This is a genomic window from Pseudomonas sp. 21 (assembly GCF_000955805.1).
Classification (GTDB): domain Bacteria; phylum Pseudomonadota; class Gammaproteobacteria; order Pseudomonadales; family Pseudomonadaceae; genus Pseudomonas.
In genome coordinates this window covers 45,895-70,425 of the sequence record NZ_JYOA01000007.1, presented here as the reverse complement: position 1 = coordinate 70,425, position 24,531 = coordinate 45,895, and the positions used below count along the sequence as shown (strand labels likewise).

Sequence of the window (24,531 nt, the reverse complement as noted above, 5' to 3'; positions counted from 1 at the left end):
CAAAGCCTCCGATCGAAAAGCACTGGTCCGAAGCCCAGCCGGCGATTATGATGCGCGGCTTCAATTTTGCCCAGAGTAAAGGCTCAAACCCATGCTAGTGCTGGGGTTGGAAACCTCCTGCGACGAGACCGGCGTCGCCCTGTACGACAGCGAAAAAGGCCTGCTGGCCGACGCGCTGTTCAGCCAGATCGACCTGCATCGCGTGTACGGCGGCGTGGTTCCCGAGCTGGCGTCCCGTGATCATGTCAAGCGCATGCTGCCGCTGATTCGCCAGGTGCTGGACGAGTCCGGCCGCACCGCCGAAGACATCGATGCCATCGCCTACACTGCCGGCCCCGGCCTGGTGGGTGCGCTGCTGGTCGGCGCGTCCTGCGCCCAGGCCATGGCGTTCGCCTGGGGCATACCGGCCGTCGGCGTGCACCATATGGAAGGCCACCTGCTGGCTCCGATGCTGGAAGAGCAGCCGCCGAAGTTTCCGTTCGTCGCCTTGCTGGTGTCCGGCGGCCACACCCAGCTGGTGCGGGTGGATGGCATCGGCCAGTACCAGGTGCTCGGCGAGTCGGTGGACGACGCTGCCGGCGAGGCCTTCGACAAGACTGCCAAGCTGCTCGGCCTGGCCTATCCCGGTGGTCCGGAGATCGCCCGTCTGGCCGAACGTGGCACCGCGGGTCGCTTTGTTTTCCCAAGGCCGATGACCGATCGTCCGGGGCTGGATTTCAGCTTCAGCGGCCTCAAGACTTTCGCGCTGAACACCTGGCAGCGCTGCGTTGCCGAAGGTGACGACAGCGAGCAGACCCGCTGCGATATCGCCCTGGCGTTCCAGACCGCCGTGGTCGAGACCCTGACCATCAAGTGCAAGCGCGCGCTCAAGCAGACTCACCTCAAGAGTCTGGTCATCGCTGGTGGCGTCAGCGCCAACCAGGCCTTGCGCCAGCATCTGGAAAAGATGCTCGGCGAAATGAAGGGCCAGGTGTTCTACGCCCGCCCGCGCTTCTGCACCGATAACGGCGCGATGATCGCCTATGCTGGCTGCCAGCGCCTGGTGGCCGGGCAGCAGGACGGCCCGTCGATCGGCGTCCATGCGCGTTGGCCAATGGAGTCGCTGCCGGCGATCTGAATAATGAAGCTGCAAACGACGCGGCACATGCTCTGAGCGGCATGGGCCGTTTTTTCGCTTGCAGCGCGGTACGCGGGCCGGGAAGCTCGCGGCTCTAGAAGTGGCGCTCGCGTCCGGCGATGAGATCGCGCAGGTTACTGCGGTGACGCCAGACGATCAGGCCGGTGAGCACGGTCATGGGCAGCAGCGCCGACGGCTCCTGCCAGGCCAGCAGCGGCAGGGTCAGCGGCGTGGCGACCAGGGAAGCGAGCGAACTGGTGCGCGACAGCTTGAAGGTCACCAGCCAGGCGACTGCCGCGAGCAGGGCGGCTGGCGGGTACAGCGCCAGCAGCATGCCGGCGGCAGTGGCGACGCCCTTGCCGCCGCGGAAGTTGAAGTACAGCGGGTAGAGGTGACCGATCACCGCTGCCAGCCCGACCCAGGCCTGCTGCATGTCGGACAGGCCGAGCAGGCGGGCGATGAGTACGGGCAGCAGCCCCTTGGCGAGATCGCCGAGCAGGGTGAGGATGGCGATCTTCTTGCCGGCCAGGCGCAGCATGTTGGTGGCGCCGGGATTGCCCGAGCCGCTGGCGCGCGGGTCGGCAGTGCCGAACAGGCGACTGAGGAGTACCGCGAAGGACAGTGATCCGAGCAGGTAGGCGAGGATCGCCAAGAACCAGAACATGGTTTCCACCGGAGACGAGGTCGTTTCCGATTCTAACGGGGCGCCGGCCGCTTGTCGTGTCGCCTTGGAGCATGCAGTCAGTGGACAGAGTTTTCATCGAGGGGCTGGAAGTGGACACCGTGATCGGCGTCTACGACTGGGAAAGGGGCATCCGGCAGTGCCTGCGCCTGGACCTGACGCTGGGCTGGGACAACCGCCCGGCGGCGGCCGACGACGATATCGCCAAGGCCCTGGACTACGCCGTGCTCTCCGAGCGGGTCATGGCCTTCGCCCGTGACGCGCACTTCCAACTGGTGGAGACCTTTGCCGAGCGCCTGGCCGAGTTGTTGATGGCCGAATTCGGTATCCAGTGGCTGCGCCTGAAGGTCACCAAGCCCGGCGCCGTTGCGGCCGCCATCGGCGTGGGTGTGGAGATCGAACGCGGATGCCGCTGACGACGGTCTACCTCGGGCTGGGCAGCAACTTCGACCGGGAGCAGCACCTGCTCGCCGGGCTGGAGGCGCTGGACGGCTTCCTCGAGGACATCCGCTGTTCGCCGGTCTTCGAGAGCGAGCCGGTGGGTATCCGCAGCGGTCCCTTCTACAACTTCGTGATTGTGGCGCGCACCGACCTGCCGCTGGCGGAGTTGAGCCTGCGGCTCAAGCACATCGAGGCGGACAACGGCCGCTATGCGCCGGAGCGCAAGGGCCTGCCGCTGGATATCGACGTGTTGCTGTACGGCGATCTGCATGGCGAGTTCGATGGCCTGACGCTGCCGCGCGCGGAAGTGCTGAAGAACGCCTTCGTGCTCTGGCCGTTGGCGTTGCTGGCTCCCGAGGTGAAGCATCCGGGCGTGCGGCGCACTTTCGCGGACCTTTGGGCCACCGCGAGTATCCCGCAGAAACTCTGGCCAGTGCCGTTCCAGTGGCGCGGTGTGGAGCTGACGCCGGCGGCGCTGATCCAGGCGCATCCGGCGGGCTGAGCTGTAGGAGCGGGCATGCCCGCGATCGCGCCCATGGGGCGCTCCTACAATTCTGCGCTGCAGTCAGGCTGTGCGGCTTTTTTATAGGTCTTCAAGGCTGTCAGGCGCTCACGCTTGAGCGCTTCACCCAGCTCCGCCCCCTTGTATCCCTTCTCCAGCAGTGGCTGCACAGCGACCGCGCGAGCGGCTTGCGCTGCGCTGCGCAGATAGTCGGCCTGCGGGTACTGGCGATCCTCCAGCCCATGGCGGCCGCGGGCGTCCATCTCGCTGGCGGCGAGGAATTCCTCGAAGCGCTGCGGCCGGCGGTACACGTCGAAGGACTGCAGCAGCTCCAGGAGGGTATTCGGCCGCAGCTCCAGGGCGCGGTGGCAGTGGGTGTGGTACTCGCCGACCAGTCGCGCCAGCTCCTGACAGTCCCGCGGTACCTTGAAGCGCGCGTTGATCGCGTCGATCAGCGGCAGGCCCAGGTGTTCGTGGGCGTGGTGTTTGGGCCAGTCTTCCTCGCGGGTTTCGCCCTTGCCGACGTCGTGCACCAGGCAGGCCCAGCGCACGCTCAGCGGCTGGGCGTATTTGGCGCACTCGCGCAATACGGCCAGCACGTGCTCGCCGGTGTCCACTTCCGGATGGTGCTGCGGCGGTTGCGGCACGCCGAACAGGGCGTCCACTTCCGGCATCAGCACAGCGAGGGCGCCGCAGTCACGTAGGACCTGGATGAATACGTCTGGGCGCGATTCCACCAGGGCACGGGAGATTTCCTTCCAGCTGCGTTCGGCAGTCAGTGCTTCCAGCTCTCCGGATTCCGACAGTTCACGCATCAGTGCCAGGGTTTCCGGCGCCACGCTGAAACCCAGGGGGGCGTAGCGCGCGGCAAAGCGGGCGACGCGCAGCACCCGCAGCGGGTCTTCGGCGAAGGCCGGGGAGACATGGCGCAGCAGGCGGTCTTCGAGGTCTTTCTGGCCGTGGTAGGGATCGATGACCTTGCCGTCGTCGTCTTCGGCCATGGCGTTGATGGTCAGGTCGCGACGAATCAGGTCGTCTTCGAGGGTGACGTCGGGGCTGGCGTAGAAGGTGAAGCCGCCGTAGCCGCGCCCGCTTTTGCGCTCGGTGCGGGCGAGGGCGTACTCCTCGCCGGTCTTCGGGTGGAGGAAGACCGGGAAGTCTGCGCCCACCGGACGGTAGCCCTGGGCGAGCATTTCATCGGCGCTGGCACCGACTACCACCCAGTCGGTGTCGCTGAAGGGGATGCCGAGCAGGCGGTCGCGCACGGCGCCGCCCACCTTGTAAATCTGCATGAAGCTGTCTCCTGTTCTGGGGGATAGCTTCGGGGTTTGCGGCGGGTGGGGCAAGCGTGGTGGCTTCTGGGGATTGAGGCGGTTCGCGAGCAAGGACTGGGCGTCCCCCTCGTTCCTACAGGTTGCGCACGCTCCGGCTCTTGTAGGAGCGAGCTTGCTCGCGAAAGGGGGCGCCGCGCACCTAGGGCGCGGCGGCGGGAATCTGTTGGACGAGGGCGCCGATGGCGTCCTGCAGGAGTACCGCGCTGGCGTGGGCGGGGCTCAGGCCGGTGCTGACGGTGCCTTCCCAGAGCGTCTGTTCCTGCGCATCGGTCAGGCGCAGGCGCAAGGTGCCGGTCTCATCGCGCAGGCGATGGATGGCGAGATAGGGCCCGAGCGGGTTGGGCGGCGGGGTATCGACCTTGAACTCCAGCGGCGCATCCTGCAACGCCAGCCAGTAGTAGACGCGCAGTTGCGGCGCCGCGCTTTCGCGGTAGCCGCGCTCGATCAGGCCCTGGCGCACCTGGGCGTTGATCAGGGGATAACGGCTGCGGTAGGGCAGGGCGTCGACGGCGTTTTCCGGCGGCATCAGCTGGAAGTCGCGCAGCCCGGCCAGGCGTGCATCGGCGGGATGCGCGACCTGGGCGTGCGGGACGGGGTTGCTGCAGGTCGCGACAGCAAGGCAGAGCAGGAGAATGGCGAACAGGCGCATGGCGGTCTCCAGCGGGGTTGCCGCCATGCTTGTCACGCCTGCTGTCCCGGTCAACCGATCAAATGGGTGGGATGATCAGGTCGAGACGCGGGTAGCCCTCCTCGCTGTCGCGTTCACCCTTTGGGGGCATGTGGAAGGTGTTGACGATGTTCTCGCCCTGCAGGGTTTCCAGGTGGATATCAAAGCCCCACAGGCGGTGCAGGTGCTTGAGCACGTCATCGGTGGATTCGCCCAGCGGTTTGCGGTCGTGCTGCTGGTGGCGCAGGGTCAGCGAGCGGTCGCCGCGGCGGTCGACATCCCAGATCTGGATGTTCGGTTCACGATTGCCGAGGTTGTACTGCGCAGCCAGGGTTTCGCGGATCTTGCGGTAGCCGTCGTCGTCGTGGATGGCGTCGACCAGCATGTCGTCCTTCTGGTCGTCGTCGAGGATGCTGAACAGCTTGAACTCGCGGATCACCTTGGGCGAGAGGAACTGCAGGACGAAGCTCTCGTCCTTGAAGCTCTTCATGGCGAACTTGATGGTGGCCAGCCAGTCGCTGCCGGCAATGTCCGGGAACCAGCGCCTGTCTTCCTCGCTGGGGTTCTCGCAGATGCGGCGGATGTCGCGGTACATGGCGAAGCCCAGCGCATAGGGGTTGATGCCGCTGTAGTAGGGGCTGTCGAAGCCTGGCTGGTAGACCACGCTGGTGTGGTACTGGAGGAACTCCATCATGAAGCCGTCGCTGACCAGGCCTTCGTCGTAGAGGTCGTTGATCAGGGTGTAGTGCCAGAAGGTCGCCCAGCCTTCGTTCATCACCTGGGTCTGGCGCTGCGGGTAGAAGTACTGCGCGACCTTGCGCACGATACGCACCACTTCGCGCTGCCAGGGCTCGAGCAGCGGGGCGTTCTTCTCGATGAAGTAGAGGATGTTTTCCTGCGGCTCGCTGGGATAACGGGCCAGGCCCTGCTCCTTGTCCTTGCCGCCGGCCTTGGGAATGGTCCGCCAGAGGTCGTTGACCTGGCGCTGGATCTGCTCCTCGCGCTCCTTCTGGCGCTGCTTTTCTTCCTCGGCGGAGATCGGGTAGGGCCGCTTGTAGCGGTCTACGCCGTAGTTCATCAGGGCGTGGCAGGAGTCCAGCAGGTCCTCCACGGCGTCGATGCCGTACCGTTCCTCGCACTTGTTGATGTAGGACTTGGCGAACACCAGGTAGTCGATGATCGAGGTGGCGTCGGTCCAGGTGCGGAACAGGTAGTTGCCCTTGAAGAAGCTGTTGTGCCCGTAGCAGGCGTGGGCGATCACCAGCGCCTGCATGCACTGGGTGTTCTCTTCCATCAGGTAGGCGATGCACGGGTCGGAGTTGATCACGATCTCGTAGGCCAGGCCCATCTGACCGCGCTTGTAGTTCTTTTCCGTGCTGAGGAAGTGCTTGCCGTAGGACCAGTGGTTGTAACCGATGGGCATGCCGACGGAGGCGTAGGCATCCATCATCTGCTCGGCGGTGATCACTTCGATCTGGTTGGGATAGGTGTCCAGGGCATAGCGCTCGGCGAGGCGACTGATCTCGCGGTCGTATTGCTGGATCAGCTCGAAGGTCCACTCCGAGCCGGTGGCGATCGGCTGGCGCTTGCTCATGCGACGAGCCTCCTCTGGAACAGCTCGCGGAACACCGGGTAGATGTCCGAGGCGGAGACGATCTGCTGCTGGGCGAAGCTGTCTTCGAAGGTATCGCGGATCTTCTCGTACTCGAACCACAGCGCCTGGTGCTCGCGCGGGGTGATCTCGACGTAGGTGTAGTACTGGACGAAGGGCATGATCTGCTTCATCAGGATGTCGCGGCAGACCGGCGAGTCGTCGTTCCAGTTGTCGCCGTCCGAGGCCTGGGCGGCGTAGATGTTCCATTCATTGGTGGGATAACGCTCGGCCATCACCTCCTGCATGAGTTTCAGGGCACTGGAGACGATGGTCCCGCCGGTCTCGCGGGAATAGAAGAACTCTTCCTCGTCCACCTCGCGGGCGCTGGTGTGGTGGCGGATGAATACCACCTCGATCTTCTCGTAGTTCCGCTTGAGGAACAGGTAGAGAAGGATGAAGAAGCGCTTGGCGATGTCCTTGGTGGCCTGGGTCATGGACCCGGAGACGTCCATCAGGCAGAACATCACGGCCTTGGAGGTCGGGTTGGGCTGCTTCACCAGCAGGTTGTACTTGAGGTCGAAGGTGTCGAGGAACGGTACCTTGTCGATACGCGCCCGCATGCCGGCGATCTTCTGCTCCAGCTCCTGGATGTCGCCGAGGTTGTCCGGTTCCTCGCGCTTGAGACGATCCAGCTCCGCTATCGCCGCGCGCAGCTTGCCGCGGGTGGAGCCGGACAGCGCGATACGCCGCGCGTGGGCCGAGCGCAGGGTGCGCACGATGTTGATGCGCGAAGGGTTGCCTTCGTTGCTGATGCCGGCGCGCACGGTCTTGAAGGTGTCACTGCCGGTGAGGTGGCGCTTGACCAGGTTGGGCAGTTCCAGGTCCTCGAACATGAAGTCGAGGAACTCCTCCTGGGTGATCTGGAAGACGAAGTCGTCCATCCCGTCGCCCTGGTTGCTCGCCTTGCCAGCGCCACGGCCGCCGCCACCGCCCTGGGGGCGCGGGATGTGTTCACCGGTGGTGAATTCCTTGTTGCCGGGGTGGATCACCGTCTGGCGCCCGCCACGACCATGGTGCAGGACCGGCTCGTCGATATCGCGGCCAGGAATACTGATCTGTTCGCCGTGTTCCATGTCGGTGATGGAGCGGCGGCTGACGGCCTCTTCGACGGCCTTCTTGATGTGCTCGCGGTAACGCCGCAGGAAGCGCTGGCGGTTCACCGTGCTCTTGTTCTTGCCGTTCAGACGCCGGTCGATGACGTAGCTCATGAATGCTCCTCAGGGCCTGCTGCGCAGCGGCGTGGAGCCGCCCCGGACAGGTCCGAATGCGACGGCGACCGGCGCGGCGGGAATGCCGCCGCGCCGATGGCAGACTACTGCGACTTGCGAACCCGCAGATACCATTCCGACAGCAGGCGCACCTGCTTCTCGGTGTAGCCGCGCTCGACCATGCGTTTGACGAAGTCGTTGTGCTTCTGCTGATCCTCCTTGCTCGCCTTGGCATTGAAGCTGATGACCGGCAGCAGGTCCTCGGTGTTGGAGAACATTTTCTTCTCGATCACCACGCGCAGCTTCTCGTACGACAGCCAGCTGGGGTTCTTGCCGTTGTTGCCGGCACGGGCGCGCAGCACGAAGTTGACGATTTCGTTGCGGAAGTCCTTCGGGTTGCTGATGCCGGCCGGTTTCTCGATCTTCTCCAGCTCCTCGTTGAGGGCTGCGCGGTTGAGGATCTCGCCGGTTTCCGGGTCGCGGTATTCCTGGTCCTGGATCCAGAAGTCGGCGTACAGCACGTAGCGGTCGAAGATGTTCTGCCCATACTCGCTGTAGGACTCCAGGTAGGCGGTCTGGATTTCCTTGCCGATGAACTCGACGTAGCGCGGCGCCAGGTATTCCTTCAGGAAGCGCAGGTAGCGCTCGCGGGTTTCCGGCGGGAACTGCTCCTGCTCGATCTGCTGTTCCAGCACGTAGAGCAGGTGTACCGGGTTGGCAGCGACTTCATGCGGGTCGAAGTTGAATACCTTGGAGAGGATCTTGAAGGCGAAGCGGGTGGAAAGCCCGGACATGCCTTCGTCCACACCGGCGGTGTCGCGGTATTCCTGGATCGACTTGGCCTTGGGATCGGTGTCCTTGAGGTTTTCGCCGTCGTAGACCCGCATCTTCGAGTAGATGTTGGAGTTTTCCGGCTCCTTCAGGCGCGACAGCACGGAGAACTGCGAGAGCATCTTCAGGGTGTCCGGCGCACAGTGGGCGTGCGCCAGGGAGCTGTTGATCAGCAGCTTGTCGTAGATCTTGATCTCGTCGGAGACGCGCAGGCAGTACGGCACCTTGACGATGTAGATCCGGTCGATGAAGGCCTCGTTGTTCTTGTTGTTGCGGAAGCTGTGCCATTCCGATTCGTTGGAGTGGGCGAGGATGATGCCGCTGTAGGGCAGGGAACCGAGGCCTTCGGTGCTGTTGTAGTTGCCTTCCTGGGTCGCGGTGAGCAAGGGGTGCAGGACCTTGATCGGCGCCTTGAACATCTCGACGAATTCCATCAGGCCCTGGTTGGCCCGGCACAGCGCGCCCGAGTAGCTGTAGGCGTCGGCGTCGTTCTGCGGGAATTCTTCCAGCTTGCGGATATCCACCTTGCCGACCAGCGCAGAAATGTCCTGGTTGTTCTCGTCGCCCGGTTCGGTCTTGGCGATGGCGATCTGGTTGAGTATCGAGGGGTGCAGCTTGACCACGCGGAACTGGCTGATGTCGCCACCGAATTCGTTGAGTCGCTTGGTTGCCCAGGGCGACATCACCGAGCGCAGGTAGCGGCGCGGGATGCCGTAGTCTTCCTCGAGGATGGCGCCGTCTTCGTCCGGGTTGAACAGCCCCAGGGGCGATTCGAACACCGGCGAGCCCTTGATCGCATAGAAGGGCACGTGCTCCATCAGTTGCTTGAGCTTCTCGGCGAGGGAGGATTTACCGCCGCCGACCGGGCCCAGGAGGTAAAGGATCTGTTTCTTCTCTTCCAGGCCTTGGGCGGCGTGGCGGAAGAAGGAGACGATCTGGTCGATGCACTCTTCCATGCCATGGAAGTCGGCAAAGGCCGGGTAACGGCGGATCACCTTGTTGGAGAAGATTCGCGACAGGCGGGAATCGACGGATGTGTCGAGTAGTTCAGGCTCGCCGATGGCCATCAGTATCCGCTCGGCGGCGGTGGCGTAGGCGATCTTGTCCTGCTTGCAGAGATCCAGGTACTCCTGGAGGGAGTACTCTTCTTGACGGGTCGCTTCGAAGCGTTCCTGGAAGTGACTGAAAATGCTCATGACGTCTCCTCGCTCGATGCATGGAGCCGGCGCCGGATCGGTCTGTGCGGGTGCGGTCGGGCTGCCAGTGCTTACCGGCGAGAATCCCCCAGAACTCCAACGGAACCTGGCCACTGCCCTGATCCGCCCCCAATGGTCACTGCCGATTTACCGGAAGCCGGTGTGCCGGCTCTCCCTTTTTGGATGGCCTGAGGGAAAGGATAGTTCGTTCTTCGGTGTGTAAAGGACGAAAGAGCGAGAAGTTACAGATTTTTTGAAGGGGCTATTCCGCCCCTTTCGTAGGGGCTTTCAGTCGGAGCCGCCGGCGCTGGTATCCGCGGGATAGACGCTGCGCCATAGTTCGAAGCCGCCATCGAGGCTGTAGACCTCGGAGAAGCCCTGCTGGACGAAATAGGCCGCCGCGCTCTGGCTGGAGTTGCCGTGGTAGCAGACCACGACCAGCGGCGCGTCCATGTCGGCCTCGCGGATGAAGTCGGCCACCGAGTAGTTGTCGATGTGCCGCGAGCCGCTGATGTGGCCCGTCGCGTAGCTTTGCGGGTCGCGGATGTCGACGACCTGGGCGCCGCTTTCGCGCAGTTGCTGGGCCTGGTCGGGGGCGATGCGCTTGAAGTCGCTCATGGGGTTACCTCGCAAGGCGCGCAGCCTGTGGCTGCGCTGCATTCATTCTGGTTGATCGGCGCAGCTGCAGTGGATGCGCTCGAGGGTATCGACGTTCATCAGCGTCATGCTGCCGCCCCACACGCAACCGGTGTCGAGGGCGAACAGGCCGGGGACATCGCACTGGCCTTCCAGCGCGGCCCAGTGGCCGAAGATGATCTTGCGCCCGGCGGCCTTGCGTTCGGCATAGCTGAACCAGGGGGCGTAGCCGGGCGGCGCGGTGTCCAGGCCTTCCTTGGATTTCAGGTCGAGCTTGCCGTCTGGCGTGCAGAAGCGCATGCGCGTGAAATAGTTGGTGATCACCCGCAGTCGCGCGATGCCGGTGAGCTTCTTGTCCCACTTGGCCGGCTCGTTGCCGTACATGCCATCGAGGAACATCGGCAGCTGGGCATCGTCGCGCAGGGCGGCTTCGACTTCGGCGGCGCGTTGCAGGGCCTTGTCGATGTCCCACTGCGGCGGGATGCCCGCGTGCACTAGGGTGATGTCGCGCTGGGCGTCGTGGTGGACCAGCGGCATCTGCCGCAGCCATTCGATCAGCTGCGCGCAGTCCGGCGCCTCGACGATCTCGCGCAGGGTGTCGTTCTTCTTCAGGCGCTCGGCGTTGTAGGCGACGGCGACCAGGTGCAGGTCATGGTTGCCGAGCACGCAGACCAGCGAATCGCGCATGCCATAAAGGAAGCGCAGGGTTTCCAGTGACGCCGGGCCGCGGTTGACCAGGTCGCCTACCAGCCACAGCTTGTCCTGGGCCGGGTCGAACTTCACCTGCTCCAGCAGGCACTTGAGCGGTTCCAGGCAGCCCTGCAGATCGCCGACGGCATAAGTGGCCATCAGTGCAGCGCCCCCGGTACGGCGAGGCGGAACGCCGGGATGTCTGCGTCGAAGTGGTGGCCGTCGGTGGCGACCATCTGGTAGCTGCCGTGCATGCTGCCGACCTTGGTCGCCATCACGGTGCCGCTGGTGTAGGTGTGGCTGGCGCCCGGTTCGATCAGCGGCTTCTCGCCGACGACGCCGGCGCCGCGCACTTCCTGCACGTGGCCGTCGCCATCGGTGATGATCCAGTGGCGGGTCAGCAGCTTGGCGGCCAGCTCGCCGTGGTTGTGGATGGTCACGGTGTAGGCGAACACGAAGCGCTGTTGTTCCGGCTGGGACTGCTCGGGCAGGTGGCGTGTGGTGACGCTGACGCTGACCTGGTAGCGGGGATCGCTCATGCGCTCGGTCCTTGCTCGGCTTCCGGGTTGGTTTCGCTGTAGCGGTTGGCGAGGCTGACGAAGTCGGCAACGCTCAGCTGCTCGGGGCGCAACGTCGGGTCGACGCCGGCGGCTTCGATGTCCTCGACGCTCATCAGCGTCCGCAGGGTGTTGCGCAGGGTCTTGCGGCGCTGGTTGAAGGCTTCGCGGACGATGCGTTCCAGCACGCGGTGATCCTTGGCCGGGTGGGGCGGCTCAGCGTAGGGCACCAGGCGCACGATGGCCGACTCGACCTTGGGTGGCGGGTTGAACGCGCCGGGGCCGACGGTGAACAGGTAATCCACGCGACAGAAGTACTGCACCATGATCGACAGGCGGCCCCAGTCGCCGTTGCCCGGCTCGGCGGCCAGGCGTTCCACCACTTCCTTCTGCAGCATGAAGTGCATGTCCTGGATGAGCGAGGCGTGGTCCAGGAGGTGGAAGATCAGCGGGGTGGAGATGTTGTAGGGCAGGTTGCCGACCACGCGCAGCTTGTCCTCGGGAGAGGCCATGAGGGTGGAGAAGTCGAACTTCATGGCGTCGCCCTGGTGCAGGCTGAAGTTGGGCTTCAGGCCGAAGCGCCATTTCAGCTGCGGGATCAGGTCCAGGTCCAGCTCGATCACGTCGAGCTTCGCGCCGCTGTCCACCAGGCCTTCGGTCAGGGCGCCCTGGCCCGGGCCGATTTCCAGCAGGTGCTGGCCTTCCTTGGCGGCGATGGCGCGCAGGATCTTGTGAATCACCCCGGCGTCATGCAGGAAGTTCTGCCCAAAGCGTTTACGGGCGCGGTGCTGGAAGAGTTCGGACATCGAAGGCTCCGGAGAGCAGCCGGGCGCTTGCGGCGGCCGGCTGGAGGCGGAAAAACCATCAGTTTACCAGCCCGGCGCGGCCAGCACGAAACGCTGGCCGAACGGAATACCCCGGATCAGCGCGCGCCGGCGCCGGCTTCGGCCATCTGGTAGGCGGTTTCCAGTGCGACTTGCAGGCTGCCGCTGTCGATCCGGCCGCTACCGGCCAGATCCAGCGCGGTGCCGTGGTCCACCGAAGTGCGGATGATCGGCAGGCCCAGCGTCACATTCACCGCCGCGCCGAAGCCCTTGTACTTGAGCACCGGCAGGCCCTGGTCGTGATACATCGCCAGCACGGCATCGCAATGCTCCAGGTGCTTGGGGGTGAACAGTGTGTCGGCCGGCAGCGGGCCGATCAGTTGCATGCCCTCGGTGCGCAGGCGCTCCAAGGTTGGCTCGATCACGTCAATTTCTTCGTGGCCGAGGTGGCCGCCTTCGCCGGCGTGGGGGTTCAGGCCGCAGACCAGGATGCGCGGGTTGGCCAGGCCGAACTTGTCGCGCAGGTCGGCGTGCAGGATGCGGGTGACGCGCTCCAGGCGATCCGGAGTGATGGCATCGGCGATCTGCCGTAGCGGCAGGTGGGTGGTCACCAGGGCGACACGCAGGCCGCGGGTCGCGAGCATCATCACCACCTGGGCGGTGTGGGTGAGGTCGGCGAGGAATTCGGTGTGGCCGGAGAAGGCGATGCCGGCTTCGTTGATCACGCCCTTGTGCACCGGCGCGGTGATCATCCCGGCGAAATGCCCGTCCAGGCAGCCCTGGCCGGCGCGGGTCAGGGTCTCCAGCACATAGGCGGCGTTGGCCGGGTTCAGTTTGCCGGGTTCGACCGGGGCGGCCAGCGGAGTATCCCAGACATACAGGGTGCCGGCCGGGGCGGCGGCGCTGGGCCACTGGCCGGGACCGACGTCCTGCAGGTCGATGTTCAGCCCCAGCAGGGCGGCGCGCTGGGCCAGCAGTTCACGGCTGGCGACGGCGACCAGCGGGTGCGGTTGCGCTTCGCGGGCCAGCAGCAGGCAGAGGTCGGGGCCGATGCCGGCGGGCTCGCCGGGGGTGAGGGCGAAAAGGTGGGAAGTGCTCATCAGGGGCTCTCGAATCGGTATTTGCAGCAGATGGGCCTACTCTACGACGAAGCCTTGCTTCTTCGAAGCTTTCGACGGGCAAAAAGAAACCCGGCCTGGGCCGGGTTTCTTTCTGAGCGACTCGCGCTGCTTACTGCTTGATCTCGACGTAGGCTTCGTCGCGGATCTGGCGCAGCCAGGCCTGCAGTTCCTCGTCGTACTTGCGTGCGCGGAGGGTCTGGGCGGCTTGTTGCTCGCGGAACTTGTCGCTGCTGTCGGTGGCGCGACGGCCGAGGACTTCCAGCACGTGCCAGCCGAACGGCGAGCGGAACGGCTTGGTGACCTGGCCCTGCGGTGCGTTGTTCATCACCTCGCGGAATTCCGGTACCAGGGATTCCGGGTCGACCCAGTTGAGGTCGCCACCGTTGAGCTTGGAGCCCGGGTCCTCGGAGAACTTCTTCGCCAGATCGCTGAAGCTTTCGCCGGCCTGGATGCGCTCGTAGAGCTTCTCGGCCAGGCGCTGGGTCTCTTCTTCGCTGCGGATCTCACTGGGCTTGAGCAGGATGTGGCGGACGTGGACTTCGTCACGCAGCATCTTGCTGCCACCGCGCTTCTCTTCCAGCTTGATGATGATGAAGCCGCCCGGGGTGCGGACCGGCTCGGTCACGTCGCCCACGGACAGGCTGCCGACCATGCTGTCGAACGGAGAGGGCAGTTGGGCAGCCTTGCGCCAGCCGATCTCGCCGCCTTCCAGGGCGTTGTCGCCGGCCGAACGGGAAACCGCCAGCTGGCCGAAGTCGGCGCCCTGCTTGAGCTGCTGGTACAGTTCCTGGGCCTGGCGAGCGGCGGCCTGCACGGCTTCCGGGGAGGCGCTGTCGGGTACCGGGATCAGGATGTTGGCCAGGCGGTACTCTTCGGAGAGCTGGATCTTGCCGAGGTCGGAGGCGAGGAAGTTCTGCACTTCCTGCTCGCTGACCTGGATGCGCTCCGCGACACGACGCTGACGCACACGGCTGATGATCATCTCGCGGCGCACCTGCTCGCGGGCCTCGTCATAGGACAGGCCATCGTGGGACAGGGCGGCGCGGAACTGGTCCAGGCTCATGTTGTTGCGCTGGGCAATGGTGCCCATGGCCTGGTTCAGCTCTTCGTCGGTGATACGAACGCCGGAGCGGTCACCGATCTGCAGCTGGATGTTCTCGATGATCAGGCGCTCGAGCACCTGCTGGGTCAGCACGTGCTCGGGCGGCAGCGGCGCACCGCGCTTCTGGATGGTTGTACGGACTTCGCGCAGGCGCTGGTCCAGCTGGCTCTGCATCACCACGTCGTTATCGACGATGGCGACCACACGGTCCAGCGGAACCACTTCGGCGTGCACGACGGAACTTGCCAACAGCGCGCCCAGCATCAGCGGGCGCAGGGCCTTACATAGCATTGTCTTCACGTTGACGATAACCCTGGATACCTTGGTCGAGGAAGCCTTCCACCTGGTTGCCAACCACGCCGCCAAGGCCTTTCAAGATGATTTGAAGGAATACACCGCGGTCGGCTTTGGACGTGGAGGTCACGAATTCCTCGTCGTCGTAGTCGACCCAGTAGCGATTGATCAGGCGCAGCTTCCAGCAGCAGCTGTCGTACTCGAAGCCACCGAAGGCTTCCAGCGTGCGGCTCTGGTTGTAGTCGAACTGCCAGCGGCCGATGGCGGCCCACTGCGGCAGGACCGGCCAGATGAACGAGAAGTCATGCTGTTCGATCTTGTACTCGTCGCTGCCGTACTCGAACTGGCCGGTGTTCGGGTTGAAGCGCTTGCTGTCCGCACGGTAGCGGTAGCCGGCGTTCAGCACCTTGCGAGGATCGGCTTCGGGCTGGTAGTGGAACATCAGGTTACCGTTGTCGGTATGGTTGGTGTTCGGGTTCCAGTTGAAGTCCGAGCTGGCGTACCAGTCGTGGTTGAAGCGGTAGATGCCGGTGAGCGCGTAGGGCGAGCGCCAGGTGTCGGCGTCCGGGTTCTTCGCGCCACTGGCGGCCAGGTCGTTCTCGGTCAGGCCGGGCAGTTGTACGCGACGGTCGCTGAAGTAGTAGATCTGGCCGGCGGCAATGTAGGCGCGCTCGAAGCCATCGTCTTCGATGAAGCGCGACCCCAGGCCGAGGGACAGCTGGTTGGCGTCGCCGATGCGGTCACGGCCGGTAAAGCGGTTTTCACGCCACAGCGAGTCGTAGCTGAAGGTGAACTCGCCGGTGTCGAAGGTCGGCAGGTTGTCCTGGTCCTTGTACGGGACGTACAGGTACATCGCACGCGGTTCCAGGGTCTGGCGGAACTTGGTGCCGGCGAAAGTGGTGTCGCGGTCGAAATACAGGCCGGAATCCAGCTTGGCCAGACCGAGCGAGCGGTCCGGGCTGCTGTCGTAGTCGATGTACGACGGCAGCGTGGCTTTGCCTTTGCCGTCCAGGTCCAGGTCGTACTTGGTATACAGCGCCTTGACCGTCGGAGTCATGAAGCCCCAGCTGCGGTTCATCGGCAGGCTGATGCCCGGCTCGGCGTGGAAGCGATCGCCGGTGGCCCGCGCCAGGCCCTGGATGTTGGTGTCCGGGCGTGGATACAGGGTCGGGTTGTCGACGTCGATCCGGTAGTAGCCTTCATCCAGATCGCGGTCGAAGCGCACGGCCTCGGTGCTGTAGGTGAAGTTCAGGCCGCCCGGGTTGAACGGCAGTTTGCCGTCCAGGGTGAGCTGCGGCAGGCGATCGTACGGGGTGACGTCGGTCACGGTCGCCAGCTGGTAGGACTGTGCGTTCAGCTTGGCGGTGTAGCTGTCGCCACGGTAGGTCAGGGTGCCCTGCTGGTTGACGAAGGTCGGCGAGCCGATGCCCAGCGAGGTATCCAGGTCCTGGAAGTAGTACGGGTCGCTGATGCGGGTGTAGTCGACCTGCGCCATCAGGCGCGAATCCAGGCCGCTGACGTTTTTCCAGCCGTACAGCCAACGGGTGTCGGTGTATTGCGGGAAGTCCTTGCGGTCGTCGTTCTTGTCGTTCAGGTAGGCCGCGGTGACCTCGCCTTCGCTGCTGTGGGTCAGGTAGCGGAACTCGCCCTCCATCAGCAGGCCGCGCTTGACCATGTAGTGCGGGTACAACGTGGCGTCGTAGTTGGGCGCCAGGTTGAAGTAGTACGGCGTGGTCAGCGTGAAACCGGTGTCGGTCGAGCTGGCGAAGGAAGGCGCCAGGAAGCCGGACTGACGACGGTTGTCGATCGGGAAATAGATGTACGGGGTGTAGAAGACCGGAATGTCCTTCACCCGCAGGGTCGCGTTGGTCGCGGTGCCGAAGCCGGTGGCCGGGTTCAGCTTGATGTTGTTGCCCTTGACGACCCAGGCGTTGCTGCCCGGCTCGCAACGGGTGTAGGTGCCGTCCTTGAGCTGGATGATCGCGTCTTCCTGGCGCTTGGCGTACAGCGCGCTGCCGCGGATCTGGGCCTGGTGCATGACGTACTCGGCGTTGTCGATCTTCGCCGCGCCGTTGTCCAGTTGCAGTTCGGCATGGTCGCCGACGATCAGCGCGCCGTTGTCGCGCAGCTTGACGTTGCCGACCAGTTCGCCGCGGTTCTCGGCCTGGTGCAGGTTGGCCTCGTCGGCCTCCACCTGCATGCTGCCCTGGCGCAGGACCACGTTACCCGCGAGGGTGGCGACCTGCTTTTCCTGCTCGTAGCGGGAAACCTTTGCCGAAACGTAAGTCGGGGCCTCGTCGTTCGGTGTCTTGTCGTTCATGCCCGGGCGGATCGGCTCGACATAGGCGCCGCTGCAATACGGGCCCATTTCCGCCTGCTGGGCGGCGGTGAGCTTGTCGCGCGGGATCCAGTCGAGGTGGCTGTAGTCGCTGCTGCGCGACTTCAGACCGCGGCCGCCGGACTCGGTGACCAGCTGTTTCGGCTCTTCGCCGGCACTGCTCGAGCTGCCCGAAGACTTCGAGCTGCTGGCGGCGGTACCACCGGCGCTGACCGAGCTGGCGCCGTGCTGTGGGCGCGGTACGCTGCTGGCGCTGTTCTGCGAGGAGCAGTTCCAGGCGCCGGACGCGGAAGGCTGGCAGGCGAACTGCTCACCGGGTGCCGCGGTCACAGAGGCGAGCGGCTGGATAGCCAGCAGGCCTCCGGTCACCAGTAAGGGGAATTTTCTACGGAACACGGGGAAATTCACTGCCATCTTGTTAATCCGGGCTTCCTGCGAGCCTTCAGCCCAAAACGGGCCGCACGCCTATCGATGGGCTCAAAAAGATGCTGGATAATAAAGCATGACCCGCGCAACGGCTAGGGCCGTGGAGAACCCGTAAAGATGTCACAGGATGCCCGTTACCAGCAGATGATCGACTGGTTGGACTTGAGTTTGCCCGCCGTGTTCAACGCACAGGGCTGGGGCCAGGTGCCCGAGGCCAGCCTCACCGCGGCCAGCAGCGACGCCAGTTTCCGCCGCTATTTCCGCTGGCAGGGCGAAGGCCGCAGCCTGATCGTGATGGACGCGCCGCCGCCCCAGGAGGACTGCCGCCCCTTCGTCAAGGTCGCCGGCATGCTGGCCGAGGCAGGCGTACACGTTCCGAGGATTCTGGCCGAAGATGTCGGCCAAGGGTTCCTGTTGCTCGATGATCTGGGCCGACAGACCTACCTGGATGTGCTCACGGCACAAAATGCCGAGGAGCTGTTCGAAGATGCCCTCGACGCCCTGGTGGCGTTCCAGCAGCTGGATGTCGCCGAGCGCCTGCCGGCCTACGACGAAGCCCTGCTGCGCCGGGAGCTGCAGCTGTTCCCCGACTGGTACCTGCAGCGCCATCTGGGCGTGACGCTGGAAGGCGAGCAGCTCGCCCGCTGGGAGCGCACCTGCGACCTGCTGGTGCAAAGTGCCCTGGAGCAGCCGCGCGTCTTCGTGCACCGCGACTACATGCCGCGCAACCTGATGCTCAGCGAGCCGAACCCCGGCATCCTGGATTTCCAGGATGCGGTCTACGGCCCGGTGACCTACGACGTGACCTGCCTATATAAGGATGCCTTCCTCAGCTGGCCCGAGCCACGTGTGCACGACGGCCTGTCGCGCTACTGGCGCAAGGCCCAGGCGGCCGGCATCCCGCTGCCGGACAGCTTCGAGACCTTCTTCCGCGCCAGCGACCTGATGGGCGCCCAGCGCCACCTGAAGGTGATCGGCATCTTCGCTCGCATCTGCCACCGCGATGGCAAACCGCGCTACCTGGGCGACGTGCCGCGGTTCTTCCGCTACCTGGAAAGCGTCATCGCCCGCCGCCCGGAACTGGCCGACCTCGCGGCGTTGCTGGCCAGCCTGCCCAAAGACGAGACGCACCCCGCATGAAGGCCATGATCCTCGCCGCGGGCAAGGGCGAACGCCTGCGCCCGCTGACGCTGCATACGCCAAAGCCGCTGGTGCGCGCCGGTGGCGTGCCGCTGATCGAATACCAGCTGCAGGCACTGCGCCGGGCCGGATTCGATCAATTGGTGATCAATCACGCCTGGCTCGGCCAGCAGATCGAGGATCACCTGGGCGACGGTTCGGCGTTCGGCGTCAGCATCCGCTATTCGCCCGAGGGCGAACCGCTGGAAACCGGCGGCGGCATCTTCAAGGCGCTGCCGCTGCTGGGTGGCGAGGCCTTCGTCATCGCCAACGGCGACATCTGGACCGACTTCGATTACGCGAGCCTGAACGGCGCACTGGCCGGCGGCGACCTGGTGCACCTGGTGCTGGTGGACAACCCCGGGCACCACACTCGCGGCGATTTCTGCCTGAGTGAGGGGCGTGTCAGCGATTACCGCGAAGGCCAGCCGAGCCTGACCTACAGCGGCATCGCCATCCTCCGTTCCGAGCTGTTCGAGGGCTGCGCGCCCGGTGCCTTCAAGCTGGCGCCGCTGTTGCGCCAGGCCATGGAAGCCGGCCGGGTGAGCGGCGTCCATCATCGCGGGCGCTGGATCGACGTCGGCACCCACGAGCGCCTGGCCGAAGTCGAACGCCAGTTGGCGGAGGGCTGAGGTGTTCTGGCCGGGGACCTTGGTGGGCGTCATCGCCGGCTGGGCATTGGCGAGCATTCCGGGTGCCATGCTCGGTGCGTTGCTGGGCCAGGTGCTCGACCGGCGCCTGAAGAAACGCACCTGGCGGGGTCTGCTCGATCAGTTGCGCGGCGCGCCGCGGGTGGGCGACCAGGAGTTGCTATTCCTGCTGTTTGGCCGGCTGGCCAAGAGCCGCGGTCGTGTGATCGATGCGCATATCCAGCAGGCGCGGGCCGAAATGCAGCGTCTGCAACTGGATGACAAGGCCCGTCGCCAGGCCATCGATGCCTTCGGGCGCGGCAAGCTCGGCGGCGAGTTGCTGGACGCCGGCCTGCGCCAGCGCCACGGCCAGGAGGCCACTGCGGAAGGCTTGGTGCAGGCATGCTGGCGCATGGCCTGGGCAGGCGGCGCACCGAACGCTGCGCAGAAGAACCTGCTGCTGCAGTGGGGGGATGCGCTGGGGCTTTCCCGGTCCAGGGTCCTCGCGCTGTCGGCGGGCGCCGAGCCGCCCAAACCGCCCACCACGCCGCGCGAGTCCTACACCGCAGCGCTGCGACTGCTGGGCGTGACAGTGGAGAGCGAGCCGGAGGAGATCAAGCGGGCCTACCGCAAGCTGATCAGCCAGAACCACCCGGACAAGCTCGAAGGCATGGGCGCGAGCCCTGAACGGATTGCGGCGGCAACCGGCAGGACCCGCGAGATCCAGGCCGCCTACCTGCTGGTGCGCCAGCGTCGCGGCTTTCGCTGAATCGGGCAGCCCTCAGGGCTGCTCGATCGGCTCCAGGTGCATTGACAGCCAGCCGCGGATGCGCCGGTAGAGCTGGTCCTGTTCGGTGCCCAGGTCGGCGGGCAGGGCATTCATGCCGATCTGCACGTAGTTGGGGGCTTTCTGCCGCTTGCTGGCCTGCAGGCGCAGCTTGGCCGCCGCTACGTCGGTTGCCTTGTCCTTGTAGTAGAAATCGCCGGTGGCGAGGTTCAGCAAGGGGACGGTCTCGTCCAGCGACGGTTTGAAGTCGCGCGGCATCTCCGGCGCCACCAGCAGCAGGTTCTTGATGTCCGCCGGCGTGCGCTCGCCCAGGTAGCGGGTTGCCCAGTAGGCGCCGGTACCATGACCGAGCAGGACGATGGTCTTGGGTCTGTGCTGCTGCGCCAACTCGACGGCTGCCTGGATGCGCGCCAGCACCCGTTCGGCGTGGGCCTTGCGCAGTTCTACCGGGTCGGTGGGCGGCGGCGGGGCTTCCGGGCTGGCCTGGGCCGGTTCCGCACTGCCGGTCTCGGCGGTGCTTTCCGGTGTCGGTGTCGCGCTGCCTTCGCTGCCTTTCACTTCGGGTTTGCTGGCGCTGTCGGTGGCCGTGGCATCGGTGTCGGCGCTGGCCTTGTCGGGCGATTCCTTCGGCCGCGGGATCGGCGCGGTGCTTTGCGGGTCGGGGAGGGTGACGGCCAGGGTTTGCCAGCCGGCATCGGGCAGCTTGCGCCGCAGCGGGCCGATCGCCACCGGCCAGTCGGCGCTCTCGCCATCGCCGGGGATCAGGATCACCGCGCCCGATGCGTCGGCGGCATTGGCCGGCAGCCAGAGGGCGAGGAAGGTTTCGTCGCCGGCCTTGAGTTCCTGGCGCTCGCTTTCAGGCAACTGGCGCACCAGGCCGCTGGCCTCGTCCTGGCTGCGCTCGCTCACTGCCGGGCGCACCAGCGGCGCGGCAGCCGGTTTCTCGGCGGCGGGCGTGGCGTCCGCGGCCCAACTGGTGCCCAGCGGCGCAAGGCCGAGGCACAGGCTGAGGGCGAAAAGCGTCGGGCGAGGCAAATGCGGCATCAAGGATATCCCTGTCTGGCGGGCAGCAAGCGGCGGGCGCGAGAGCGGCCAGCCTAGCGGCTTGTATTAGCTTTGTCAGGCGCAGGCGTGCCGGGTTCAACCGGGGTTGCTGTAAGGTATGCCGGCCATTTGCTTTGACCCGAGTGAAATCCATGGTGCTGTCGGCATGAGACGTCTGTTCTGGAAAGCCTGCCTGGCCTGGCTCTGCTGCCTGCCGTTGCTGGCCGTGGCGGAAACCGCCGCGCCACCGTTGACCCTGGATCAAGCGCAACTCGCGTGGCTCGCCGAGCACCCTCAGCTGCGCGTTGGCGCCGTGCTCGAAGCACCTTATGTGCAGCAGGATCGCCGCCTGCAGCAGCTCTCCGGAGCCAACGTCGAATTGCTGGAGTGGTTGGCCAAGGCCCTGCACGTCAGCCTGGAGTGGCGCACCTATGCCGATCAGGCCGCACTGGAGAAGGCCGTGCGCGCAGGCGAAATCGACCTCGCGCCCGGCGTCAGCCAGACGCCTTCGACCCTGCGCGACTGGCTGTTCTCCGACCCCTACCTGCGTGTTCCGCGTCTGGTGGTGGGGGATCGCCGCAGCGGGACGTCGGTGGAGCTGGATACCCTCGGCGAAGGCGAGTCCGTCTCCGTGCGCGGCCCCGGCCCGGTGGTGGATTACCTGCGTGGCACCTACTCGGGGTTGACCCTGCAGATCGTCGACAGCGACCGCGAAGTGCTGCGCAAGGTGCTCGGTCGCGAGGCCAATTACGCGGTGATCGACGAGGCGCAGCTGGCGCGCCTGACCCGCGAAACCGAATTCACCGGCCTGCTGGTGGTGGCCGATATCGGCTATCCGCAGCTGCTGCGCGTGGCGACCCGGCGTGGCCTGCCGGAGCTGGCGGGAATTATCGATGCGGCCCTGCGCGCGGTGCCGGCCAAGGACCTCGACCAGCTCCACGAACGCTGGCTGCAACCGACCTACCCGCGCCTGGGTTCCTCCCCAGGCTTCTGGCAGAACCTCTGCATCCTGCTTGGCCTGCTGCTTTTGTTCGCCGTTGCCGCGCTGCTCTGGCTGCGCCGGCAGCACCGCGCATTGGAGTCGCGCCTGCTCGCCGCGCGTCGCGATATCGAACTGCGCCAGGCGGCGGAACAGGCCCTGCGCCTGACCCAGTTCGCCATCGACAGCAGCACCGTCGGCATCCTCTGGGTCAACTGGGATAGCCATGTGCGCTACGCCAACCGCGCGGCCGAGGAAATGCTCGGCCATGTTCCGGGCGCGGTGGTGGACCGGCCGCTGTCGGACTTCGAGCCGACGCTGAACATGGACCGCTGGCTCAACCTCTGGCGCCGCGCGCGCAATGCCGACGAGGCGCCGCTGAGCTTCGAGACCCGCTGCCTGCGTGCCGACGGCCAGTGGCTGCCGGCCGACGTTTCCCTGAGCTTCCTGCGTTTCGGCGATTCGGAATACCTGCTGGTGTTTCTTACCGACGTCACCGAGCGCCGCCGCGCCCGTGCCGCGCTGGAAGAGAGCGAGGCGCGCCTGCAGGGCATCGCCGCCAACGTGCCCGGGCTGGTGTTCCGCCTGGAACCCAACGCGCCGGACGATGACTCCGACTTCGCCTACATCAGCTTCATCACCGGCGGCAGCGAAACCTCGCTGGGCTACTCGCCCGGTTACCTGCGCGAGAGCGGCCTGGGCATCATGGGCCTGGTGCATCCGTCCGAGCGCGAGAGCTACCTGGCCAGCCAACTGGACGCCGTGGAAGGCCATCGCAACTGGCTGTGGCAGGGCCGCATCCTCACCCGCAGCCACGAGCCGCGCTGGGTCGATATCAAGGCAACGGTACGCACCCTGGACGACGGTCGCCCGGCCTGGGATGGCGTCGTCTGGGACATCACCGAGCACAAGCAGATCGAGCTGGAGCTGCAGGACTCCCGCGCGCAGCTGCGCGAGCTGTCGGCGCACCTGGAGAGCGTGCGGGAGGAGGAGAAGGCGCGCATCGCCCGCGAAGTGCACGATGAACTGGGCCAGGTACTCACCGTGCTCAAGCTGGAAACGTCCATGTGCGAACTGGCCTACGCCGAGCTGGACAGCGGCCTGCGCGAGCGCCTGGACAACATGAAGCGCCTGATCGCCCAGTTGTTCCAGCTGGTGCGCGACGTGGCCACCGCGCTGCGCCCGCCGATCCTCGATGCCGGCATCGGCTCGGCGGTGGAATGGCAGGCGCGCCGCTTCGAGTCGCGCACGCAGATTCCCTGCCTGGTGCAGGTGCCGGAGAACCCGCCGGAGCTGTCCGACGCCAAGGCCATCGGGCTGTTCCGCATCCTCCAGGAGGCACTGACCAATGTCATGCGCCATGCCCAGGCGCATACTGTGGAATTGCAGCTGAGCGTCGAAGGACGGGAGCTGTGCCTGCGCATCGCCGATGACGGCGTGGGTTTCGACCCGAATGCCACGCGCCAGGGCATTTCCTTTGGCCTGGTGGGCATGCGCGAGCGGGTGCTGATGTTCGGCGGCACCCTGCAGATCGACAGCCAGCCCGGGGAGGGCACCACGCTGTGGATCCGGGTGCCGTTGCGCTCCCGAAGTGCGTAACCGGGCGACGACCCTAACGACAATGACAAGAGTGGAACGGGAGGAAAGGCGGTGATTCGAGTGCTGGTGGCGGAAGACCATACGATCGTGCGCGAGGGCATCAAGCAACTGATCGGCATGGCCAAGGACCTGCAGGTGGTAGGCGAAGCCACCAACGGCGAGCAGTTGCTCGAAACCCTGCGCCAGACACCCTGCGAAGTGGTCCTGCTGGACATCTCCATGCCCGGCGTCAACGGCCTGGAAGCCATCCCGCGGATCCGCGCGCTGAACAACCCGCCGGCGATCCTGATGCTGTCGATGCACGACGAGGTGCAGATGGTCGCCCGTGCGCTGAAGGTCGGCGCCGCTGGTTACGCCACCAAGGACAGCGACCCGGCGCTGCTGCTCACGGCGATCCGCAAGGTCGCCAGCGGCGGCCGCTACATCGACCCTGATCTCGCCGACCGCATGGTCTTCGAAGTCGGCCTCACCGATTCGCGCCCGCCCCATGCGTTGCTGTCGGAGCGCGAGTTCTCGGTGTTCGAGCGCCTGGTGCACGGCGAGGGCGTCAACGAAATCGCCCAGCAACTGGCGGTCAGCAGCAAGACCATCAGCACCCACAAGGCGCGGCTGATGCAGAAACTCAATGCCAACTCGGTGGCGGATCTGGTGCGTTACGCCATGGAGCACAAGCTCGTCTGAACCCTCCTCGACG

General features: G+C 65.5%; 22 protein-coding genes. 8 read left to right on the top strand and 14 right to left on the bottom strand.

Annotation, left to right across the window (positions count from 1 at the left end):
- Window positions 1-91: 91 nt before the first annotated feature.
- Entirely contained in the window at window positions 92-1,117 is a 1,026-nt protein-coding gene (gene tsaD, locus UB43_RS15800) for a tRNA (adenosine(37)-N6)-threonylcarbamoyltransferase complex transferase subunit TsaD (protein ID WP_045212736.1), read from the top strand.
- 94 nt (window positions 1,118-1,211) lie between these two features.
- Here the strand turns inward: tsaD and plsY are convergent, their stop codons facing one another.
- Entirely contained in the window at window positions 1,212-1,781 is a 570-nt protein-coding gene (gene plsY / locus UB43_RS15795; protein WP_024763613.1) for a glycerol-3-phosphate 1-O-acyltransferase PlsY, read from the bottom strand.
- 80 nt (window positions 1,782-1,861) lie between these two features.
- Between plsY and folB the strand changes: the two genes are divergently transcribed.
- Together folB and folK are read left to right on the top strand one after the other, a co-directional pair.
- Complete coding sequence (gene folB / locus UB43_RS15790; protein WP_015475255.1) at window positions 1,862-2,215, top strand: dihydroneopterin aldolase; 354 nt, start codon at window positions 1,862-1,864, stop codon at window positions 2,213-2,215.
- Complete coding sequence (folK, locus tag UB43_RS15785; protein ID WP_045212733.1) at window positions 2,206-2,742, top strand: 2-amino-4-hydroxy-6-hydroxymethyldihydropteridine diphosphokinase; 537 nt, start codon at window positions 2,206-2,208, stop codon at window positions 2,740-2,742. Before folB ends, folK begins: the two co-directional genes overlap by 10 nt.
- A 44-nt stretch (window positions 2,743-2,786) precedes the next feature.
- Here folK and UB43_RS15780 read toward each other — a convergent pair whose 3' ends face one another.
- The 12 genes from UB43_RS15780 to UB43_RS15725 form a co-directional block, all read right to left on the bottom strand.
- The gene (locus UB43_RS15780) at window positions 2,787-4,034 is read right to left on the bottom strand and encodes a multifunctional CCA addition/repair protein (RefSeq protein ID WP_045212730.1); all 1,248 of its coding nucleotides are present in this window, start codon (window positions 4,032-4,034) and stop codon (window positions 2,787-2,789) included.
- Window positions 4,035-4,215: 181 nt separating this feature from the next.
- Window positions 4,216-4,725: a DUF4136 domain-containing protein gene (locus UB43_RS15775; protein WP_045212727.1), complete on the bottom strand. Its 510-nt coding sequence runs from the start codon at window positions 4,723-4,725 to the stop codon at window positions 4,216-4,218.
- Window positions 4,726-4,783: 58 nt separating this feature from the next.
- Window positions 4,784-6,337 (bottom strand): SpoVR family protein, encoded by a 1,554-nt coding sequence (locus UB43_RS15770; protein ID WP_045212724.1) that lies wholly within the window; start codon window positions 6,335-6,337, stop codon window positions 4,784-4,786.
- Entirely contained in the window at window positions 6,334-7,605 is a 1,272-nt protein-coding gene (locus tag UB43_RS15765) for a YeaH/YhbH family protein (RefSeq protein ID WP_045212721.1), read from the bottom strand. The genes UB43_RS15770 and UB43_RS15765 overlap by 4 nt, the downstream gene beginning before the upstream one ends.
- A gap of 104 nt (window positions 7,606-7,709) precedes the next feature.
- Entirely contained in the window at window positions 7,710-9,632 is a 1,923-nt protein-coding gene (locus UB43_RS15760) for a PrkA family serine protein kinase (RefSeq protein WP_045212719.1), read from the bottom strand.
- Between the two features lie 288 nt (window positions 9,633-9,920).
- Window positions 9,921-10,250: a thiosulfate sulfurtransferase GlpE gene (gene glpE / locus UB43_RS15755; protein ID WP_045212715.1), complete on the bottom strand. Its 330-nt coding sequence runs from the start codon at window positions 10,248-10,250 to the stop codon at window positions 9,921-9,923.
- Window positions 10,251-10,292: 42 nt separating this feature from the next.
- Complete coding sequence (locus tag UB43_RS15750; protein ID WP_045212713.1) at window positions 10,293-11,117, bottom strand: symmetrical bis(5'-nucleosyl)-tetraphosphatase; 825 nt, start codon at window positions 11,115-11,117, stop codon at window positions 10,293-10,295.
- Window positions 11,117-11,497: a Co2+/Mg2+ efflux protein ApaG gene (gene apaG / locus UB43_RS15745; protein WP_045212711.1), complete on the bottom strand. Its 381-nt coding sequence runs from the start codon at window positions 11,495-11,497 to the stop codon at window positions 11,117-11,119. The genes UB43_RS15750 and apaG overlap by 1 nt, the downstream gene beginning before the upstream one ends.
- The gene (gene rsmA / locus UB43_RS15740) at window positions 11,494-12,321 is read right to left on the bottom strand and encodes a 16S rRNA (adenine(1518)-N(6)/adenine(1519)-N(6))-dimethyltransferase RsmA (RefSeq protein WP_045212709.1); all 828 of its coding nucleotides are present in this window, start codon (window positions 12,319-12,321) and stop codon (window positions 11,494-11,496) included. The genes apaG and rsmA overlap by 4 nt, the downstream gene beginning before the upstream one ends.
- 116 nt (window positions 12,322-12,437) lie before the next feature.
- Window positions 12,438-13,439: a 4-hydroxythreonine-4-phosphate dehydrogenase PdxA gene (gene pdxA / locus UB43_RS15735; RefSeq protein WP_045212708.1), complete on the bottom strand. Its 1,002-nt coding sequence runs from the start codon at window positions 13,437-13,439 to the stop codon at window positions 12,438-12,440.
- 130 nt (window positions 13,440-13,569) lie between these two features.
- Window positions 13,570-14,862 (bottom strand): peptidylprolyl isomerase, encoded by a 1,293-nt coding sequence (locus tag UB43_RS15730; RefSeq protein ID WP_156160426.1) that lies wholly within the window; start codon window positions 14,860-14,862, stop codon window positions 13,570-13,572.
- On the bottom strand, window positions 14,843-17,608 hold the full coding sequence (locus UB43_RS15725; protein ID WP_045212706.1) for an LPS-assembly protein LptD: 2,766 nt from the start codon (window positions 17,606-17,608) through the stop codon (window positions 14,843-14,845). The genes UB43_RS15730 and UB43_RS15725 overlap by 20 nt, the downstream gene beginning before the upstream one ends.
- Before the next feature lie 129 nt (window positions 17,609-17,737).
- Between UB43_RS15725 and UB43_RS15720 the strand changes: the two genes are divergently transcribed.
- The 3 genes from UB43_RS15720 to UB43_RS15710 are packed head-to-tail and all read left to right on the top strand — an operon-like array spanning window position 17,738 to window position 20,197.
- Window positions 17,738-18,760 carry an aminoglycoside phosphotransferase family protein gene (locus UB43_RS15720; protein WP_045212703.1) on the top strand — a complete coding sequence of 341 codons (1,023 nt, stop codon included), beginning with the start codon at window positions 17,738-17,740 and terminating at the stop codon, window positions 18,758-18,760.
- Window positions 18,757-19,431, top strand: a complete 675-nt coding sequence (murU, locus tag UB43_RS15715; protein WP_045212700.1) for an N-acetylmuramate alpha-1-phosphate uridylyltransferase MurU — start codon at window positions 18,757-18,759, stop codon at window positions 19,429-19,431. Before UB43_RS15720 ends, murU begins: the two co-directional genes overlap by 4 nt.
- 1 nt (window position 19,432) lies before the next feature.
- Complete coding sequence (locus tag UB43_RS15710; RefSeq protein ID WP_045212699.1) at window positions 19,433-20,197, top strand: DnaJ domain-containing protein; 765 nt, start codon at window positions 19,433-19,435, stop codon at window positions 20,195-20,197.
- Between the two features lie 12 nt (window positions 20,198-20,209).
- Here the strand turns inward: UB43_RS15710 and UB43_RS15705 are convergent, their stop codons facing one another.
- Window positions 20,210-21,259 (bottom strand): alpha/beta hydrolase family protein, encoded by a 1,050-nt coding sequence (locus UB43_RS15705; protein WP_045212697.1) that lies wholly within the window; start codon window positions 21,257-21,259, stop codon window positions 20,210-20,212.
- Window positions 21,260-21,425: 166 nt separating this feature from the next.
- On the opposite strand from UB43_RS15705, the gene UB43_RS15700 reads away from it, so the two are divergent.
- Together UB43_RS15700 and UB43_RS15695 are read left to right on the top strand one after the other, a co-directional pair.
- A complete protein-coding gene (locus UB43_RS15700; protein ID WP_045212695.1) occupies window positions 21,426-23,837 on the top strand; it encodes a PAS domain S-box protein in 2,412 nt (803 codons plus the stop codon).
- A gap of 51 nt (window positions 23,838-23,888) precedes the next feature.
- Window positions 23,889-24,518 carry a response regulator transcription factor gene (locus tag UB43_RS15695; RefSeq protein ID WP_045212692.1) on the top strand — a complete coding sequence of 210 codons (630 nt, stop codon included), beginning with the start codon at window positions 23,889-23,891 and terminating at the stop codon, window positions 24,516-24,518.
- Window positions 24,519-24,531: the final 13 nt, after the last annotated feature.

Bases quoted from the DNA above. Each gene is read 5' to 3' on its own strand.
- UB43_RS15720 (WP_045212703.1), top strand. From the start codon at position 17,738: ATGTCACAGGATGCCCGTTACCAGCAGATGATCGACTGGTTGGACTTG.
- apaG (WP_045212711.1), bottom strand. From the start codon at position 11,497: ATGAGCGATCCCCGCTACCAGGTCAGCGTCAGCGTCACCACACGCCAC.
- pdxA (WP_045212708.1), bottom strand. From the start codon at position 13,439: ATGAGCACTTCCCACCTTTTCGCCCTCACCCCCGGCGAGCCCGCCGGC.
- murU (WP_045212700.1), top strand. From the start codon at position 18,757: ATGAAGGCCATGATCCTCGCCGCGGGCAAGGGCGAACGCCTGCGCCCG.
- folK (WP_045212733.1), top strand. From the start codon at position 2,206: ATGCCGCTGACGACGGTCTACCTCGGGCTGGGCAGCAACTTCGACCGG.
- UB43_RS15700 (WP_045212695.1), top strand. From the start codon at position 21,426: ATGAGACGTCTGTTCTGGAAAGCCTGCCTGGCCTGGCTCTGCTGCCTG.
- tsaD (WP_045212736.1), top strand. From the start codon at position 92: ATGCTAGTGCTGGGGTTGGAAACCTCCTGCGACGAGACCGGCGTCGCC.
- glpE (WP_045212715.1), bottom strand. From the start codon at position 10,250: ATGAGCGACTTCAAGCGCATCGCCCCCGACCAGGCCCAGCAACTGCGC.
- UB43_RS15775 (WP_045212727.1), bottom strand. From the start codon at position 4,725: ATGCGCCTGTTCGCCATTCTCCTGCTCTGCCTTGCTGTCGCGACCTGC.
- UB43_RS15760 (WP_045212719.1), bottom strand. From the start codon at position 9,632: ATGAGCATTTTCAGTCACTTCCAGGAACGCTTCGAAGCGACCCGTCAA.
- UB43_RS15770 (WP_045212724.1), bottom strand. From the start codon at position 6,337: ATGAGCAAGCGCCAGCCGATCGCCACCGGCTCGGAGTGGACCTTCGAG.
- UB43_RS15780 (WP_045212730.1), bottom strand. From the start codon at position 4,034: ATGCAGATTTACAAGGTGGGCGGCGCCGTGCGCGACCGCCTGCTCGGC.
- UB43_RS15705 (WP_045212697.1), bottom strand. From the start codon at position 21,259: ATGCCGCATTTGCCTCGCCCGACGCTTTTCGCCCTCAGCCTGTGCCTC.
- UB43_RS15765 (WP_045212721.1), bottom strand. From the start codon at position 7,605: ATGAGCTACGTCATCGACCGGCGTCTGAACGGCAAGAACAAGAGCACG.
- plsY (WP_024763613.1), bottom strand. From the start codon at position 1,781: ATGTTCTGGTTCTTGGCGATCCTCGCCTACCTGCTCGGATCACTGTCC.
- UB43_RS15750 (WP_045212713.1), bottom strand. From the start codon at position 11,117: ATGGCCACTTATGCCGTCGGCGATCTGCAGGGCTGCCTGGAACCGCTC.
- UB43_RS15725 (WP_045212706.1), bottom strand. From the start codon at position 17,608: ATGGCAGTGAATTTCCCCGTGTTCCGTAGAAAATTCCCCTTACTGGTG.
- rsmA (WP_045212709.1), bottom strand. From the start codon at position 12,321: ATGTCCGAACTCTTCCAGCACCGCGCCCGTAAACGCTTTGGGCAGAAC.